We start from the raw sequence: 15,077 nt of genomic DNA on the forward strand, positions 1-15,077 counted from the left end.
GAGATACCGCAGCATGAACACCCAGACCCGCGAAAACACGTCCATGAGTGATGCCCAAAGCAAAGCCGGCACGCTGATCGAGGCACTTCCTTGGATCCAGCGTTTTGCCGGAACCACCATGGTGATCAAGTACGGCGGCAACGCCATGGTCAACGATGAGCTCCGCCGTGCCTTCGCCGAAGATGTCGTGTTCCTGCACCATGTGGGCATCCACCCCGTGGTGGTGCACGGCGGCGGACCGCAGATCAACGCCATGCTGAGCAGGCTGGGCATCGAGTCGGAGTTCAAGGGCGGCCTGCGCGTCACCACCCCGGAGGCCATGGACGTGGTGCGCATGGTCCTCACCGGCCAAGTGGGACGCGAACTCGTTGGGCTGATCAACTCCCACGGGCCCTACGCCGTGGGCATGTCAGGTGAAGACGGCGGCCTGCTGCGGGCGGTCCGGACCGGAACGGTCGTGGACGGCGAGGAAGTGGACCTCGGCCTGGTGGGCGAGGTGGTGGGCGTCAACCCCGAGGGCATTGTGGACATCCTCGCCGCCGGCCGGATTCCGGTGATCTCCACGGTTGCCCCTGAGATCGCCGGCGACGGGAATACTGATGGAGGCAGGGCCCAGACCACCGGCCAGGTCCTCAACGTCAACGCCGACACCGCGGCTGCCGCGCTGGCCGAAGCGCTCGGCGCCTCCAAACTGGTGATTCTGACCGACGTCGAAGGCCTGTACGCGAACTGGCCGGACCGCTCATCGCTGATTTCGTCGCTGACGGCCTCCGAGCTCCGTGACCTGCTGCCGTCGCTCGAATCCGGCATGATCCCCAAGATGGAGGCGTGCCTCAAGGCAATCGACGGGGGAGTGGAGCGCGCGCATATCGTGGACGGGCGCCTTGCGCACTCCATGCTGCTCGAGACGTTTACGGCGGCGGGCATCGGCACGCAGGTGGTACCAGACGAGGAAGTAGGCGCATGAGCAACCTTGAACAATCCGCAGTGGTCGAACAGTCGCCTGCACGGGAGCTGGCCGAAGGGCCGGGTCACGCAACAGGAGCCGACTGGCTGGCCCGCTACTCGTCGTCGCTCATGGGCGTGTTCGGCACGCCGCAGCGCGTCCTGGTCCGCGGGGCCGGTTGCCTCGTCTGGGACGCGGACGGCAAGGAGTACCTGGACCTGCTCGGCGGCATCGCCGTCAACGCCCTGGGTCACGCCCATCCGTTCGTGACCTCGGTGATCGCCAGCCAGCTGGCCACGCTCGGGCACGTCTCCAACTTCTTCACCAGCCCCACCCAGATCGCCCTCGCCGAGAAGCTCCTGGCCCTGAGCAAGGCGCCGGCGGGATCGAAGGTGTTCTTCACGAATTCCGGGACCGAAGCCAACGAGGCTGCCTTCAAGCTTGCCCGCCGGAACTCCGACGGGCCGGGCGGGGCCCGGACCAGGATCATCGCGTTGGAAGGAGCCTTCCACGGCCGGACCATGGGCGCCCTGGCGCTCACGGCTAAGGAAGCGTACCGGGCGCCTTTCGAACCGATGCCCGGCGGCGTGGAGCACATCCCGTTCGGCGACATTGAAGCGCTGCGGAACGCCGTGGACCACACCGTGGCAGCCGTCTTCCTGGAGCCCATTCAGGGCGAGGCCGGTGTCCGGCCCCTTCCTGCCGGGTACCTGAAGGCCGCCCGCGAGGTAACGTCGGCCGCGGGCGCCCTGCTGATCCTGGACGAGGTCCAGACCGGCATCGGCCGCACCGGCAAATGGCTGGCCAGCGAAGACGCCGGTATCGTGCCGGACGCCGTCACCCTGGCCAAGGGCCTGGGTGGCGGGTTCCCCATCGGCGCCCTCGTCACGTTCGGCCCGGAAACCTCATCACTCCTGACCGCCGGGCAGCACGGCACCACGTTCGGCGGGAATCCCGTTGCCACGGCGGCAGCGCTGGCCACGCTGCACGCCCTCGAAAACCAGCACGTGCTGGAGAGCGTCCGCGCCGTAGGGCAGTACATCCGCTCGGCCCTTGCGGCCGTCGACGGCGTCACGGAAGTCCGCGGCGAGGGGCTACTGATCGGCTTCGATCTGGATGCCGATGTTGCACCCGCCGTTGTCACCGCCGGCCTGGACGCCGGATTCATCATCAACAGCCCCGGACCCCGCACCATCAGGCTGGCCCCGCCCCTGATTCTGACGGAAGAACAGGCGGACCGTTTCCTGGCCGCCCTGCCTGCCATCCTGCAAACCGCAAAGGAAGCACAGTGACTTCACCCGCGACTTCATCAGTCAAAACCCGCCACTTCCTGAAAGACACGGACCTTAGCCCGGCCGAGCAGGCCGAGGTGCTGGATCTTGCCGTCCGCCTGAAGGCCGCGCCGTACAGCGTGCAGCCCTTCGCCGCGGACGGAAGCGGCCGCCAGACCGTGGCCATCATCTTTGACAAGACGTCAACCCGCACCAGGGTTTCCTTCGCCACCGGGGTTGCGGATATGGGCGGCAACGCCCTCATCATCAACCCGGGTGAGGCCCAGATCGGTCACAAGGAATCCGTGGAGGACACGGCCAAGGTACTTGAGCGCATGGTCTCCACCATCGTGTGGCGGACCGGCGCACACTCCGGCCTCGTGGCCATGGCGGAAAACTCCAAGGTACCGGTCATCAACGCCCTCTGCGACGATTACCACCCCTGCCAGCTCCTGGCGGACCTCCTGGCCGTCAAGGAGCACAAGGGTGAGCTCCAGGGCCTTACCATGGCCTATCTCGGGGATGCCGCCAACAACATGGCCAACTCGTACCTGCTGGCCGGTGTCACCGCCGGCATGCACGTGCGTATCGCCGGACCGGAGGGATACCTGCCCTCGGACGGCATTGTGGCCGTGGCCCAGGAGCGCGCCGCGGAAACAGGCGGGTCGGTCCTCATCACCACGGACGCGGCGGAAGCCCTCACCGGCGCCGACGTCGTGGCCACCGACACCTGGGTGTCCATGGGCCAGGAAGCCGAAAAGGAAGCCCGGCTTCAGCTATTCCGGAAGTACTCCGTCGATGAGGCCGCTATGGCGCATGCGGCGGACGACGCCGTCGTGCTTCACTGCCTTCCCGCGTACCGCGGATACGAGATCTCGGCGGGCGTCATCGACGGCCCGCAGTCGATCGTTTGGGATGAGGCAGAGAACCGGCTGCACGCGCAGAAGGCACTGATGGCGTGGCTCATGCACCAATCGGGACTGGCTGTCGTTGAGGGACTGCCGCCGGTGGGAGGGCAGGCGTAGTTGTCGGTCCAGCCCCAGCCGCCGGGCGCGAGCCCGGCGACCAAGACGGCCCGCCAGGCGCGGATCACCGCGATCCTGACGGGCGAGTCGGTGCGGTCGCAGGCGGAGCTTGCGGCGCTGCTTGCGGACGACGGCGTGCAGGTCACCCAGGCCACCCTGTCCCGGGACCTTGTGGAGCTCGGCGCCGTCCGGGTCCGCGGGAAGGAAGGCGTCCTGGTCTACGCCGTGCCCGGCGAGGGCGGGGAGCGGGCGGCCAAGAGCGGCGTCAGCCAGGAAATCCTCGACGCGCGGCTTGCCAGGCTGTGCGGGGAACTCCTGGTCACCGCCGAAGCGTCGGCCAATATCGCCGTCCTCCGGACCCCGCCCGGCGCCGCGAACTTCCTGGCCCTGGCCATCGACCATTCCGTGATGCCGTCCATCCTGGGCACGATTGCCGGGGACGACACCGTGCTGCTCGTCGCGCGGGATCCGCACGGCGGCCCCGAACTTGCCGCACGCTTTCTGCAGCTCGCCGAGGAAGCCGGCCAGTAAGCCGTCCGATGCGGGCGGTGTGACAGGCTTTCATCAGACAAAGACAAAAACCAACCAAAAACAAGAGGAGCATTTCCGTGACTGAGCGCATTGTTCTGGCCTACTCCGGTGGCCTTGATACTTCCGTAGCCATCGGCTGGATCGGTGAAGCCACCGGCGCCGAGGTCATCGCCGTGGCGGTCGACGTCGGGCAGGGCGGCGAGTCGCTGGAGACCATCCGCCAGCGCGCGCTGGGCTGCGGCGCCGTCGAAGCCTACGTGGCCGACGCCAGTGATGAATTCGCGAACGAATACTGCGTGCCCACCCTGAAGGCGAACGCCCTCTACCAGGGCCACTACCCCCTGGTTTCCGCCATCTCCCGGCCGGTGATCGTCAAGCACCTCGTCAAGGCCGCCCGCGAGTTCGGCGCCAGCACCGTTGCCCACGGCTGCACCGGCAAGGGCAACGACCAGGTCCGCTTTGAAGTGGGCATCCAGACACTCGGCCCGGACCTGAAGTGCATCGCCCCGGTCCGCGACCTCGCCCTGACCCGCGACAAGGCCATCGCCTTCGCCGAGGACAGGGGACTGCCGATTGAAACCACCAAGAAGAACCCGTACTCGATCGACCAGAACGTCTGGGGACGCGCCGTCGAGACCGGCTACCTCGAGGACATCTGGAACGCCCCCACCAAGGACATCTACGACTACACGGCCGCCCCGGAATTCCCGCCGGCGCCCGATGAAGTCACCATTTCCTTCGAGGCCGGCGTGCCGGTAGCAATCGACGGCGTCAAGGTCACGCCGCTGCAGGCCATCAAGGAACTGAACCGCCGCGCCGGGGCCCAGGGTGTAGGCCGCATCGACGTTGTCGAAGACCGCCTTGTGGGCATCAAGTCCCGCGAAATCTACGAGGCCCCGGGTGCCATGGCGTTGATCACGGCGCACAAGCACCTTGAGGACATCACGATCGAGCGCGAGCAGGCACGCTTCAAAGCCACAGTCGGCCAGCGCTGGGCCGAGCTGGTCTACGACGGCCAGTGGTTCTCCCCGCTCAAGCGCTCCCTTGATGCCTTCATCGAGGACACCCAGCGCTACGTCTCCGGCGACATCCGCATGGTGCTCCATGGTGGCCAGGCAATTGTCAACGGGCGCCGCTCCGAAACCTCGCTCTACGACTTCGGCCTCGCCACGTACGACACCGGCGACACCTTCGACCAGTCCATGGCCCGCGGTTTCATCGAGCTGTGGGGCATGTCCGCCAAGGTTGCCTCCGGCCGCGACATCCGCGTCGCAGGAAAGTAGCCCCGGTGGTTGAGCAGAATTCGACCACCGGCTCTACAAATGTAGGTGCTCTCTGGGGCGGCCGTTTCGCCGGCGGTCCCGCAGATGCCCTGGCGGCGCTGAGCAAGTCCACGCACTTTGACTGGCGGCTGGCCCGCTACGACATCGCCGGCTCCATGGCCCACGCCCGGGTGCTGCACAAGGCCGGCCTGCTGGACGACACCGAGCTCGACGGCATGCTGGCGGCCCTCACCCGGCTGGACGAGGACGTTGCCTCCGGCGCCTACACGGCAGCGGAGTCCGACGAGGATGTGCACGGCTCGCTGGAACGCGGACTGATCGAGCGCGCCGGCACCCGGCTGGGCGGCAAGCTCCGCGCCGGCCGGTCGCGCAACGACCAGGTGGCCACCCTTGGCCGCATGTTCCTGCGCGACCATGCCCGGATCATTGCCCGCGGCGTGCTGGCCACCATCGATGCCCTCGTGGACCAGGCCAAGGCGCACCGGGGCGTGGCCATGCCCGGCCGCACGCACCTGCAGCACGCCCAGCCGGTCCTGCTCAGCCACCACCTCCTCGCCCACGCCTGGGCGCTGCTGCGCGATGTGCAGCGGATGCAGGACTGGGACAAGCGCGCCGGTGTTTCCCCCTACGGGTCCGGTGCGCTGGCAGGTTCCTCGCTGGGCCTGGATCCGGAGGCAGTCGCCGCGGACCTGGGCTTCTTCTCGGCAACGCACAACTCCATCGACGGCACCGCCTCCCGCGACGTCTTCGCCGAGTTCGCGTGGGTCACGGCCATGATCGGCGTGGACCTGTCCCGGGTCTCCGAGGAAGTCATTCTCTGGGCGACCAAGGAGTTCTCCTTCGTCACGCTGCACGATTCGTATTCCACCGGATCGTCGATCATGCCGCAGAAGAAAAACCCGGACGTGGCTGAACTGGCGCGCGGTAAAGCCGGGCGCCTGATCGGCAACCTGACCGGGCTCCTGGCCACGCTGAAGGGTCTGCCGCTGGCGTACAACCGCGACCTGCAGGAGGACAAGGAGCCCGTGTTCGACGCCGCCGACACGCTCGAACTGCTGCTGCCGGCCGTCTCCGGCATGATCGCCACCCTGAAGTTCAACACCGAACGGATGGAGTCGCTGGCACCGCAGGGGTTTGCGCTGGCCACGGACATCGCCGAATGGCTCGTCCGCCAGGGCGTTCCGTTCCGCGAGGCGCACGAGCTCTCCGGTGCCGCCGTCAAGCAGGCCGAAAGCCGCGACGTCGAGCTGTGGGACCTCACGGATGAGGAGTATGCGGCCATCTCGGAACACCTCACGCCGGAGGTCCGCACGGTCCTCAGCACCGAGGGATCGCTCAACAGCCGCAGCTCGCAGGGCGGTACCGCGCCGGCCGCCGTCGAACGCCAGCTTGCTGCGCTGGACGCGGAGCTCGCCGGCGTGCGCGAGTACGCCGGGTAGGACGCTGGAGCGTCTGGAGCTGGACTTCGCGGCAGTGTTCCCAAGAACACTGCCGCGAGGCTGTCTCGGGGTAGTTAAGGGCCATTAACCGTCCGCTACGATTGCCCTATGACCGCAATCACACCTGAGACAGTGCTCATTGAACTGCACAAAGCGGCCGACGCCGTAGCCTCCCAGGCGGCAAAACTCACCGCTGATGACGTCACGGCGCCCTCGAAACTTCCGGGCTGGACCCGCGGACACCTCCTGGCGCACATCACCGGCATCTCCAACGCGATGGCCCGGCAGCTCGAGTCCGCCTCCCGGGGCGAGTCCGTGGAGCTGTATGACGGCGGCTACGAGGGCCGCACCAAAGCCATCGAGATGGCCGCGGGCCACAGTATCGAGCAGCACCGCGCCGATCTGGATGCGGCGCTGGAAAGGGCCCTGCGGGCCTTCGACGCCCTGGACTCTGACGGCTGGCAGGCCCCCATCGCATACCGCGGAGGGGTGGTGTTCGACGGCGCATGTGCCCTCTGGCGCGAACTCGTGATCCATGCCTCCGACCTCGGCACGGGGCTGGGGCCTGAAACATGGAGCAGGCTTTTTTGCGAGCACCTGTTCGACTTCCTGACCCAGTGGGTGCCGGAAGGCCAGAAGTTCGTCCTCCAGCCACTGGGGCTTCCGCCGGTGACGATCGGGGCAGCCGGGCACTCCACGGTGGTCAGCGGCATGGTCACGGACATTGCGGCCTGGCTGGCCGGACGCGAACCTTCGCTGGGCAGCCTGCGTGCCTCGGCGGCGGCCGACGGTGTAGACCTTCCGGAGCTGCTGCCCTGGCCGGCAGGGGTGCCGGGGACGAAGTAGCCGGACGCTCAGCCTGGGGAGAGGCTGCTGGCGGCAGCCGCTGCCAGTGCCTGCTTCTCCCGCGCCAGGAGGCTTTCCTTGATCCGAAGCCCCCACCGGAAACCGCCCAGCGTGCCGTCGGTGCGGACCACCCGGTGGCACGGCACGAACAGGGCTGCCGCGTTGAAGGCGCACGCGCTGGCCGCTGCCCGGACGGCCTTGGCGTTGCCGGACAGCTCCGCGTACTCGGTGTAGGTCACCGGTGTTCCGGGGCCGACAGTACGCAGCACATCCCAGGCATGGGCGCGGAAGGGGCCTGACTTCTGCACGACGGGCACCCTCATCGCCGGCGCGGGGTTCCCTGCGTAGAAGGCGTCCACGGCCGAGGAAATGGGGCCGAGGTCGTCCACCCTGTCATAGTCCCCGGGCAGCAATTCCGCATGGATTTGTCCGGTGAGATCGGCCGGGTCGGCGGTCCAGCCCGAAGCCAGCACCACGCCGTCGCGGGCGATGATGGTGAACGGGCCGTCCGGGGTGGGCATGGTGAGCAGCTGGGCCCTGAAGCCTGCGCCGTTGTGCTGGACTTTCATTTCTGCCTTCATGTCTGTGCCTTCGCGGTGGTGGTTTTCGGCGCGGCAGCGGCGGCCCGCCAGAGGTGCATTGTGGCGTAGGACCGCCACGGGCTGACCTCGCTGAAATCGGACGACAGGGGCGCATCCGGCCCGGCGGGCAGCGCACGGATCCCGTTGCGCACCGCCGCATCGTTGGCCAGGAAGACATCCGGAGCGCCGATCACCCGCATCGCCACGTAGCCCGCAGTCCACGGTCCAACACCGGCCAGGGGGAGGAGTTTGGCGCGCAGCCCCGGCAAATCGTCGCCGTAGCCGAGTTCGAGATCTCCGGAAGCAAGCGCGGCGGCGGTTGCCACGAGCGAGTCTATTCTCCGCCGCGGCCCACGCAACAGGTCTTCGCCCGCCAGTGCGATCTGCTCGGGCGTCGGAAATATCCTGTCCAGCCCTTCGCCGGCGGCGGAGCTCGTGCTGCCCGCGGCGGACAGTTGCGTGAGCGCCGTACGGGCCGCAGCCACGGTGATCTGCTGGCCGACCATGGCCCGGATCAGGAGCTCGTGCGGATCCAGGGCCCCCGGCATGCGGATGCCGGGAGTTCCGGCAACAGCCTGTGACAGCCTTGGATCCAGGCTGAGGGCACCGTCAATGGCCAAGGGGTCCGCATCGAGGTCCAAGAGTCGGCGGACCCTGCTCAGCAGGACGGGAAGGTCGCGCAGGTCCACCGCGCCGATGGAAAGCACCAGCGGCCGCCCCGGGGCGCCGGCGTCGTCCTCCACAGCGTTGTATTCAACTTTGAATCGGGCGTCGCCGTGCGGCAGCCGCAGCGTGCGGGCGTAAGAGAACGCCGTTCCGGCCTCGATTCCCGGAATGGCGCGTACCGCGAGGAAGCTGAAGATGCCGGGATCGAAAGGCTCGCGGTAGGGAAGGTTCAGCGTGAGCGCCGTGCTGGAGGCGGGCGACGGATGATGCCTCGCAGTGGCGCGCAGGGCGGTGGGTGTCATGTCGAACACCTCGCCCACGGTCTCGTTGAACTGCCGGACGCTGCTGAAGCCGGCAGCAAACGCGACATCAGCGAGTTTCATGGCCGTGGACACCAGAAGTGTGCGGGCGGTCTGCGCCCTGCTGGCCCTCGCGAGGGAGAGCGGCCCGGCACCAAGTTCGTGGCTGAGGATCCTGTTCAGCTGCCGGGACGAATATCCCAGCCGGGCAGCCAGTCCCTCCACGCCGTCGCGGTTGATCACGCCGTCGTTGATGAGCCGCATAGCGCGGCCGGCGATGTCCGAGCGTAGATTCCAGGCCGGAGTTCCCGGGACGGCCTCCGGCAGGCAGCGCTTGCATGCCCGGTATCCGGCGTCGTGGGCCGCAGCCGACGTTTCATAAAAGGTGACGTTCTCGGCCTTAGGCGTCCTTGCCGGGCACGACGGCCTGCAGTAGATGCCCGTGGTCCGCACCGCCGTATAGAACTGCCCGTCGAAACGGGTGTCCCGCGCATCAATCGCCCGGTAGCGCTGCCAGAAGTCCATGACTCCATCCTCCCAGCCGGCCGAGGACACAGCTAGCGGAAATCGGACATGGCCGTGGACCGGGGCGGTGCGTGCCGGACCAGCCCAGTTTTGAGCGTGCGGCCCCGGTCCGAGACGCCGGCTGCCGCGGAAAGAGCGGCAAAACCGGGCCAGTCCGGCATTCAACCGCAGGTGCACCTATAGGTAAAGTCGGAGCATGACCGTCAGCAGCAGTATCCCGGTGCCAGAGGATGAGGTGCCAGAGGGGCAGACGCCGGCAGGCGACGTGCCGGAAAATGCTGTGCCGCCGAATCAGGTGCGCGAATTCCTCTCCGGCGATGCACGCGAGGTAGCGCCCCTGCTCCTGGGTTCCGTCCTCACGCACCACAGCCCCGAAGGGTCCGTGTCGGTGCGGATCACGGAACTGGAGGCCTACATGGGGCCTGGCGATTCCCTGCATCCCGATCCCGGATCCCACACCTTCCGAGGCCCCACCCGCCGGAATGCACCGATGTTCGGCCACGCCGGCCACCTCTATGTCTATTTCACTTATGGCATGCACTACTGCGCCAACATCGTCTGCGGACCGGCCGGGCACGCCTCCGCCGTGCTGCTGCGTGCGGGGGAGATTGTGGACGGGCTGCCTCTTGCCCTTGCAAGGCGGCCCACGTCGAAATCGGCCAGGGACCTTGCCAGCGGACCCGCCCGCCTGGCCACGGCACTCGGACTGACGACAGCGGACAGCGGCCGCGACGCCCTCACCCACCCGTTCGGGCTGGAGCTGCCCGCAGCGCCAGCGGTCGATTTCAGTGCAGGTCCCAGGGTGGGCGTCGCCGGTGACGGGGGCTCCCACGACTACCCCTGGCGCTTCTGGCTGACCGACGATCCCACCGTATCCCGCTATAAAGCCGCGAAGGTCCGTCCGGTCCGGTCCTGACCTGGGCCATGACCTGGGCCATGACTGGGCCAGACACCGTAGGCTGGACGGGTGAACCAGAGCGAGCAGACACAGGCCCCTAAGTCCGTTCCCGTTGACGAGCTGATCTCGGGGCTTTGCGCCACCGTGCCGGACTATCCCAGACCGGGAATCATGTTCAAGGACCTGACCCCGGTGTTCGCCGACGGCCGGGCACTCCGCGCTGTGGTTGACGCCCTGGTGGAACCGTTTAAGGGCCAGTTTGATGCCGTGGCCGGAGTCGAGGCCCGCGGCTTCCTGCTGGCCGCCGCCGCAGCTTACGCCACCGGAACAGGCGTTATCACTGTGCGGAAAGCCGGCAAACTGCCGCGTGCCGTGTACTCCGAGGACTACGCCCTGGAGTATGGAACCTCCACGCTGGAATTGCATACCACGGACCTGCCCGCCGGCAGCCGCGTGCTGATTCTGGACGACGTCCTGGCCACGGGCGGCACTCTGAGTGCAGCAGTACGGCTCTTCGAACGCTGCGGTGTCCACGTGTCCGGTGTAGGTGTCGTCATGGAACTGGGGGAGCTGCGGGGACGCGCCGCCCTGTCCGGGCACCGCGTACGCTCGCTGCTGCGTCTCTAGCAATCCTTACCACGCCGTGTCCAGCATCCGACTGTCCGGCAGGACTGCCCGTCCGCACGCGGGTAGGAATGCCAGTCGCCTGATGGGCCGGGAAACACCGGAGCGCGGACCACAAGGGCGCGCTGGCGAAAATGGTTGTAGAATGGACGGTCTGTCTTTTGCGATAGGGGAACGTTAATGCTCGACGCCGATTTGGCCCACGAACGGGACTATGTTGCCGGTCTGTACGCACGGCTTGATGAATTGCGCGAGGAAAAGCGCGCCCAGCTGGCGCAGGTGCGCCGCGCCGGAGCGGTGGGCACCATGCAGAACGTTTCCGAACGCGACGCCTTCGCTGCACTGTACGAAGACCGCCTGGCGCAACTCGACGCCGTCGACGACCGCCTGGTGTTCGGCCGGCTGGACCTTGACTCCGGTGAGGCGCAGTATATTGGCCGCATCGGCCTGACCACCGAGGACCTGCAGCGCCTCATGGTGGACTGGCGCGCGCCCGAAGCAGGGCACTTTTACCAGGCCACGGCCTTCGACCGCCAGGGTGTGCGCCGGCGGAGGCACCTGATCCTCCAGGGCCGCGAAGTCAAGGCTATCGAGGACGACGTCCTCGACGCGGACATGCTGGCGGACAACGATTCCCTGCAGGGGGAGGGCGCTTTGCTCGCTGCCCTGAACTCCAAGCGGACTGGCCGGATGTCGGACATCGTGGGCACCATCCAGTCCGAACAGGACCGCATCATCAGGTCCTCCATCTCGGGCGCCCTCGTGGTCCAGGGCGGACCGGGAACCGGTAAAACTGCCGTCGCACTGCACCGCGCCGCCTATCTCCTGTATACGCACCGGGACAGGCTCAAGACCGCCGGCGTGCTGCTGGTGGGGCCGTCGTCGTCCTTCATGAAGTACATCGAACGCGTCCTGCCGTCCCTCGGCGAAACCGGCGTGGTCATGGCCAGCGTCGGCCGGCTGATGCCCGGCATCAACGCCGTGCCGGAAACGGAAGCGGACGTGGCCGCCCTCAAGGGGCGGCTGGACATGGCCGACGTCATCGCCAACGCAGTGGCCAACCGGCAGCGCATCCCGGCCGGAAACCGCGTCCTGGAAGTGGATGGACGCAAGCTGGTCCTCACACCGCGGCAGGTCCGGCGCGCCCGGGAACGTGCACGCTCCACAGGCAAGCCCCACAACGAAGCACGCGTCACGTTCGTCAAGATCCTCCTCCGCGAACTCACCGAGCAGATCACGGAACTCGTGGAAGCCGGGAACATCGGCAACAACGCCGACCGGTCCTATCTTGCCGAGGACGTCCGCTCTGCGCGCGATGTCCGGATCGCGCTGAACCTCTGCTGGATGCCGATGACGCCCGAAAAGCTCGTCGGTGAGCTGTTGAGCAAGCCAGCGATCCTGGAGGCCTGCACGCCCAACCTCACCCCCAAGGAGCGCGAACTCCTGCTCCGCGCGCCTGGCTCCCCTTGGACCGAAGCGGACGTTCCCCTGCTCGACGAGGCAGCAGAGCTCCTCGGCGAGCTTGATCCCGCCGCAGGCCGCGGACTCGCGCAGCAGGAGCACGACCGGGCCCGTGATCTGGCCAACGCCCGCCAGACGCTCGTCAACATGGAGTCGGCCGGGGTCGACGTCCTGATGTCCGCCGAGGAACTGGTTGAGCAGAACCAGGAGCGCGAGGCCCGGCTGACGGCCGCCGAGCGAGCCACGAGCGACCGCACCTGGGCGTTCGGCCACATCGTGGTCGATGAAGCTCAGGAGCTGTCACCCATGCAGTGGCGCCTGCTCGTCCGGCGCTGCCCGCTGAAATCCTTCACCATCGTGGGGGACATAGCCCAGACCAGCTCGGTGGCGGGCGCAAAGTCCTGGCACGGCGCCCTCGCGCCGATGTTTGGCGACCGGTGGCAGCTGGAAGAGCTCACCGTCAATTACCGGACGCCGTCGCAGATCGCCGAAGCGGCCGCACGGATGGCCAACGCCGCAGGGCTCGTCGTGTCCGCGCCCAAGGCGGTCCGCGAGGGCCGTTGGTCTCCCATCATTGACCTCGTGGAACCTGGCAGTCTGGTCAGCCGGCTCGTTGAGGTGCTGCCCGAGGAACTGGAGGCGATCGACGGCGGCCTGCTTGCGGTGATTGCCGACGGTGACCTCCTGCAGGAGGCAACCTCAGCGTTGCGCGCCATTTACGGCCACCGCCTCGGCACAGGTGCCGGGAGCTACGAACAGGATGTTGTGGTGATCAGCCCGAGAGAGGCCAAGGGGCTCGAATTCGACGGCGTCGTGGTCCTTGAACCGTCGGTGATGCTGAATCACGAACACGGCCGCGTCGGTGACCTCTATGTCGCCATGACCCGGCCAACCCAGCGGCTGCGGCTGATCGCGGCTGCGGGGATTCCCGCCGGCATCGAACGCTAAGCTCGCAGGGATTGGTCCGGGGCACCTGGCAACCAGCGCCCCGGGCCGCTGATCCTGCTAACTTAGAAGGCGTGCCACAACTAAACGACCTCGAATCCCAACAGAACGACCCCAGCTTCGCCAACATCTGGCAGGAGCTCAAATGGCGCGGCCTCGTCCACGTCTCCACCGATGAGGTGGAACTGGAGAAACTCCTCGCCGGGGATCCGATCACGTATTACTGCGGGTTCGACCCCACGGCACCGAGCCTGCACCTGGGGAACCTGGTCCAGCTTCTCCTGATGAGGCGCCTGCAGCTCGCCGGCCACAAGCCCCTCGGCCTCGTGGGCGGATCCACCGGGCTTATTGGTGACCCGCGACCGACGGCGGAACGCACCCTGAACACGAAAGACACCGTTTCTGAGTGGGTGGGCTACCTGCAGGCACAGGTCCGCAGGTTCCTCAGCTTTGAGGGTGCCAATGCCGCCCGCATGGTCAACAACCTCGACTGGACAGCGCCGCTGAGCGCCATCGACTTCCTGCGCGAGATTGGAAAGCACTACCGCGTGGGCACCATGATGCGCAAAGATGCTGTCGCGTCGCGCCTCAACTCGGAAGAAGGCATCAGTTACACCGAGTTCAGCTACCAGATCCTGCAGGGAATGGACTACCTTCAGCTCTACCGCGAGTACGGCTGCGTGCTGCAGACCGGCGGATCGGATCAGTGGGGCAACCTCACCAGCGGCACGGAACTCATCCGCAAGGTGGAGGGCAAGACTGTCCACGCGCTCGGCACTCCGCTTATCACCAACTCCGACGGCACCAAGTTCGGCAAGAGCGAAGGCAACGCCATCTGGCTGGATCCGGCCATGTGCACCCCGTACACGTTCTACCAGTTCTGGCTGAACACCGCTGATGCCGATGTTGTGGACCGCCTCAAGGTCTTCACGTTCCTTGGCCGCGCCGAGATCGAGGCGCTGGGTGAGTCCACGGCTGAACGTCCGTTCGCACGGGAAGGCCAGCGGAAGCTCGCCTACGAAGTGACATCACTGGTTCATGGTGTCGAGGCCACCGAAAAAGTCATCGCAGCCTCGGCCGCCGTGTTCGGCAACGGCGACCTTTCCCTGCTGGACGAGCAGACCCTCGCCGCGGCGACATCGGAGCTGCCTTCCGCATCCGTGGACGGGGCGGACCTTGGCATCATCGACCTGCTCGTGGCCTCCGGACTCTCGGAGAGTAAATCGGCCGCCCGCAGGATTGTTGGTGAGGGCGGCGCCTACGTCAACAATGCCAAAGTGTCGGATCCGGATGCGGTGATTCCTGCCTCCGAGCTGCTTCACGGAAAGTACCTGCTGCTGCGCCGGGGCAAGAAGAACCTGGCCACGGTCCAAGTGTCCGGCGTCTAGTCCCGGGCACGCCGAAGACTGCTTACCCGCTCCTCCGCGACCGATTTGCACGGCCGCGGAGGAGCGTGTAATGTCTTCTGAGTCGCCGCCGCTGAGTGGTGACAAACCCCCTTCACTTGAGAAGCGATTCTTCATGTGCGAAGCATGAAAATGAAGAAAAGCTTCCTTTTGTTATGGGCGGATTCGTTCCACGAAGTGAATATCGGGAAAACAACCCGGATTTGCAAAGTGAATATGAATGAAATAGGCTATAAACATCGCAGCGAAGAAATGCGAAACAAATAAATTTACGAACTGAATTGTAAATTGTTTCGAGAAGTATTCGAATGTGTCTGTTGTTTGAGAACTC

General features: G+C 66.6%; 13 protein-coding genes. 11 read left to right on the top strand and 2 right to left on the bottom strand.

The window, feature by feature from the left end:
- Nucleotides 1-13: 13 nt before the first annotated feature.
- The 7 genes from argB to J7E80_RS06780 all read left to right on the top strand — a co-directional run bounded on the left by argB (nucleotide 14) and on the right by J7E80_RS06780 (nucleotide 7,341).
- Entirely contained in the window at nucleotides 14-967 is a 954-nt protein-coding gene (gene argB / locus J7E80_RS06750; protein WP_215050689.1) for an acetylglutamate kinase, read from the top strand.
- Nucleotides 964-2,238, top strand: coding sequence for an acetylornithine transaminase (locus J7E80_RS06755; RefSeq protein WP_251036501.1), 1,275 nt, complete (start codon nucleotides 964-966; stop codon nucleotides 2,236-2,238). Before argB ends, J7E80_RS06755 begins: the two co-directional genes overlap by 4 nt.
- Complete coding sequence (gene argF / locus J7E80_RS06760) at nucleotides 2,235-3,242, top strand: ornithine carbamoyltransferase (RefSeq protein ID WP_215050690.1); 1,008 nt, start codon at nucleotides 2,235-2,237, stop codon at nucleotides 3,240-3,242. Before J7E80_RS06755 ends, argF begins: the two co-directional genes overlap by 4 nt.
- On the top strand, nucleotides 3,243-3,773 hold the full coding sequence (locus tag J7E80_RS06765; RefSeq protein ID WP_215050691.1) for an arginine repressor: 531 nt from the start codon (nucleotides 3,243-3,245) through the stop codon (nucleotides 3,771-3,773).
- Between the two features lie 77 nt (nucleotides 3,774-3,850).
- Nucleotides 3,851-5,056, top strand: coding sequence for an argininosuccinate synthase (locus tag J7E80_RS06770; protein WP_215050692.1), 1,206 nt, complete (start codon nucleotides 3,851-3,853; stop codon nucleotides 5,054-5,056).
- Nucleotides 5,057-5,061: 5 nt separating this feature from the next.
- Nucleotides 5,062-6,495: an argininosuccinate lyase gene (gene argH / locus J7E80_RS06775; RefSeq protein ID WP_215050693.1), complete on the top strand. Its 1,434-nt coding sequence runs from the start codon at nucleotides 5,062-5,064 to the stop codon at nucleotides 6,493-6,495.
- A gap of 108 nt (nucleotides 6,496-6,603) precedes the next feature.
- Entirely contained in the window at nucleotides 6,604-7,341 is a 738-nt protein-coding gene (locus J7E80_RS06780; protein WP_215050694.1) for a maleylpyruvate isomerase family mycothiol-dependent enzyme, read from the top strand.
- An 8-nt stretch (nucleotides 7,342-7,349) separates the two neighbouring features.
- Here the strand turns inward: J7E80_RS06780 and J7E80_RS06785 are convergent, their stop codons facing one another.
- Nucleotides 7,350-7,922 carry a methylated-DNA--[protein]-cysteine S-methyltransferase gene (locus J7E80_RS06785; protein WP_251036502.1) on the bottom strand — a complete coding sequence of 191 codons (573 nt, stop codon included), beginning with the start codon at nucleotides 7,920-7,922 and terminating at the stop codon, nucleotides 7,350-7,352.
- Entirely contained in the window at nucleotides 7,919-9,412 is a 1,494-nt protein-coding gene (locus J7E80_RS06790) for a DNA-3-methyladenine glycosylase 2 family protein (RefSeq protein ID WP_215050695.1), read from the bottom strand. Before J7E80_RS06790 ends, J7E80_RS06785 begins: the two co-directional genes overlap by 4 nt.
- Before the next feature lie 196 nt (nucleotides 9,413-9,608).
- On the opposite strand from J7E80_RS06790, the gene J7E80_RS06795 reads away from it, so the two are divergent.
- The 4 genes from J7E80_RS06795 (at nucleotide 9,609) to tyrS (ending at nucleotide 14,728) form a co-directional block, all read left to right on the top strand.
- A complete protein-coding gene (locus tag J7E80_RS06795; protein WP_215050696.1) occupies nucleotides 9,609-10,328 on the top strand; it encodes a DNA-3-methyladenine glycosylase in 720 nt (239 codons plus the stop codon).
- Between the two features lie 51 nt (nucleotides 10,329-10,379).
- On the top strand, nucleotides 10,380-10,937 hold the full coding sequence (locus tag J7E80_RS06800) for an adenine phosphoribosyltransferase (protein WP_215050697.1): 558 nt from the start codon (nucleotides 10,380-10,382) through the stop codon (nucleotides 10,935-10,937).
- Nucleotides 10,938-11,114: 177 nt separating this feature from the next.
- Nucleotides 11,115-13,343: an AAA family ATPase gene (locus J7E80_RS06805; protein WP_215050698.1), complete on the top strand. Its 2,229-nt coding sequence runs from the start codon at nucleotides 11,115-11,117 to the stop codon at nucleotides 13,341-13,343.
- A gap of 71 nt (nucleotides 13,344-13,414) precedes the next feature.
- Nucleotides 13,415-14,728 (top strand): tyrosine--tRNA ligase, encoded by a 1,314-nt coding sequence (gene tyrS / locus J7E80_RS06810; RefSeq protein ID WP_215050699.1) that lies wholly within the window; start codon nucleotides 13,415-13,417, stop codon nucleotides 14,726-14,728.
- Nucleotides 14,729-15,077: the final 349 nt, after the last annotated feature.

It is taken from the genome of Arthrobacter sp. ISL-28 (genome assembly GCF_018613875.1).
Classification (GTDB): Bacteria; Actinomycetota; Actinomycetes; order Actinomycetales; family Micrococcaceae; genus Arthrobacter.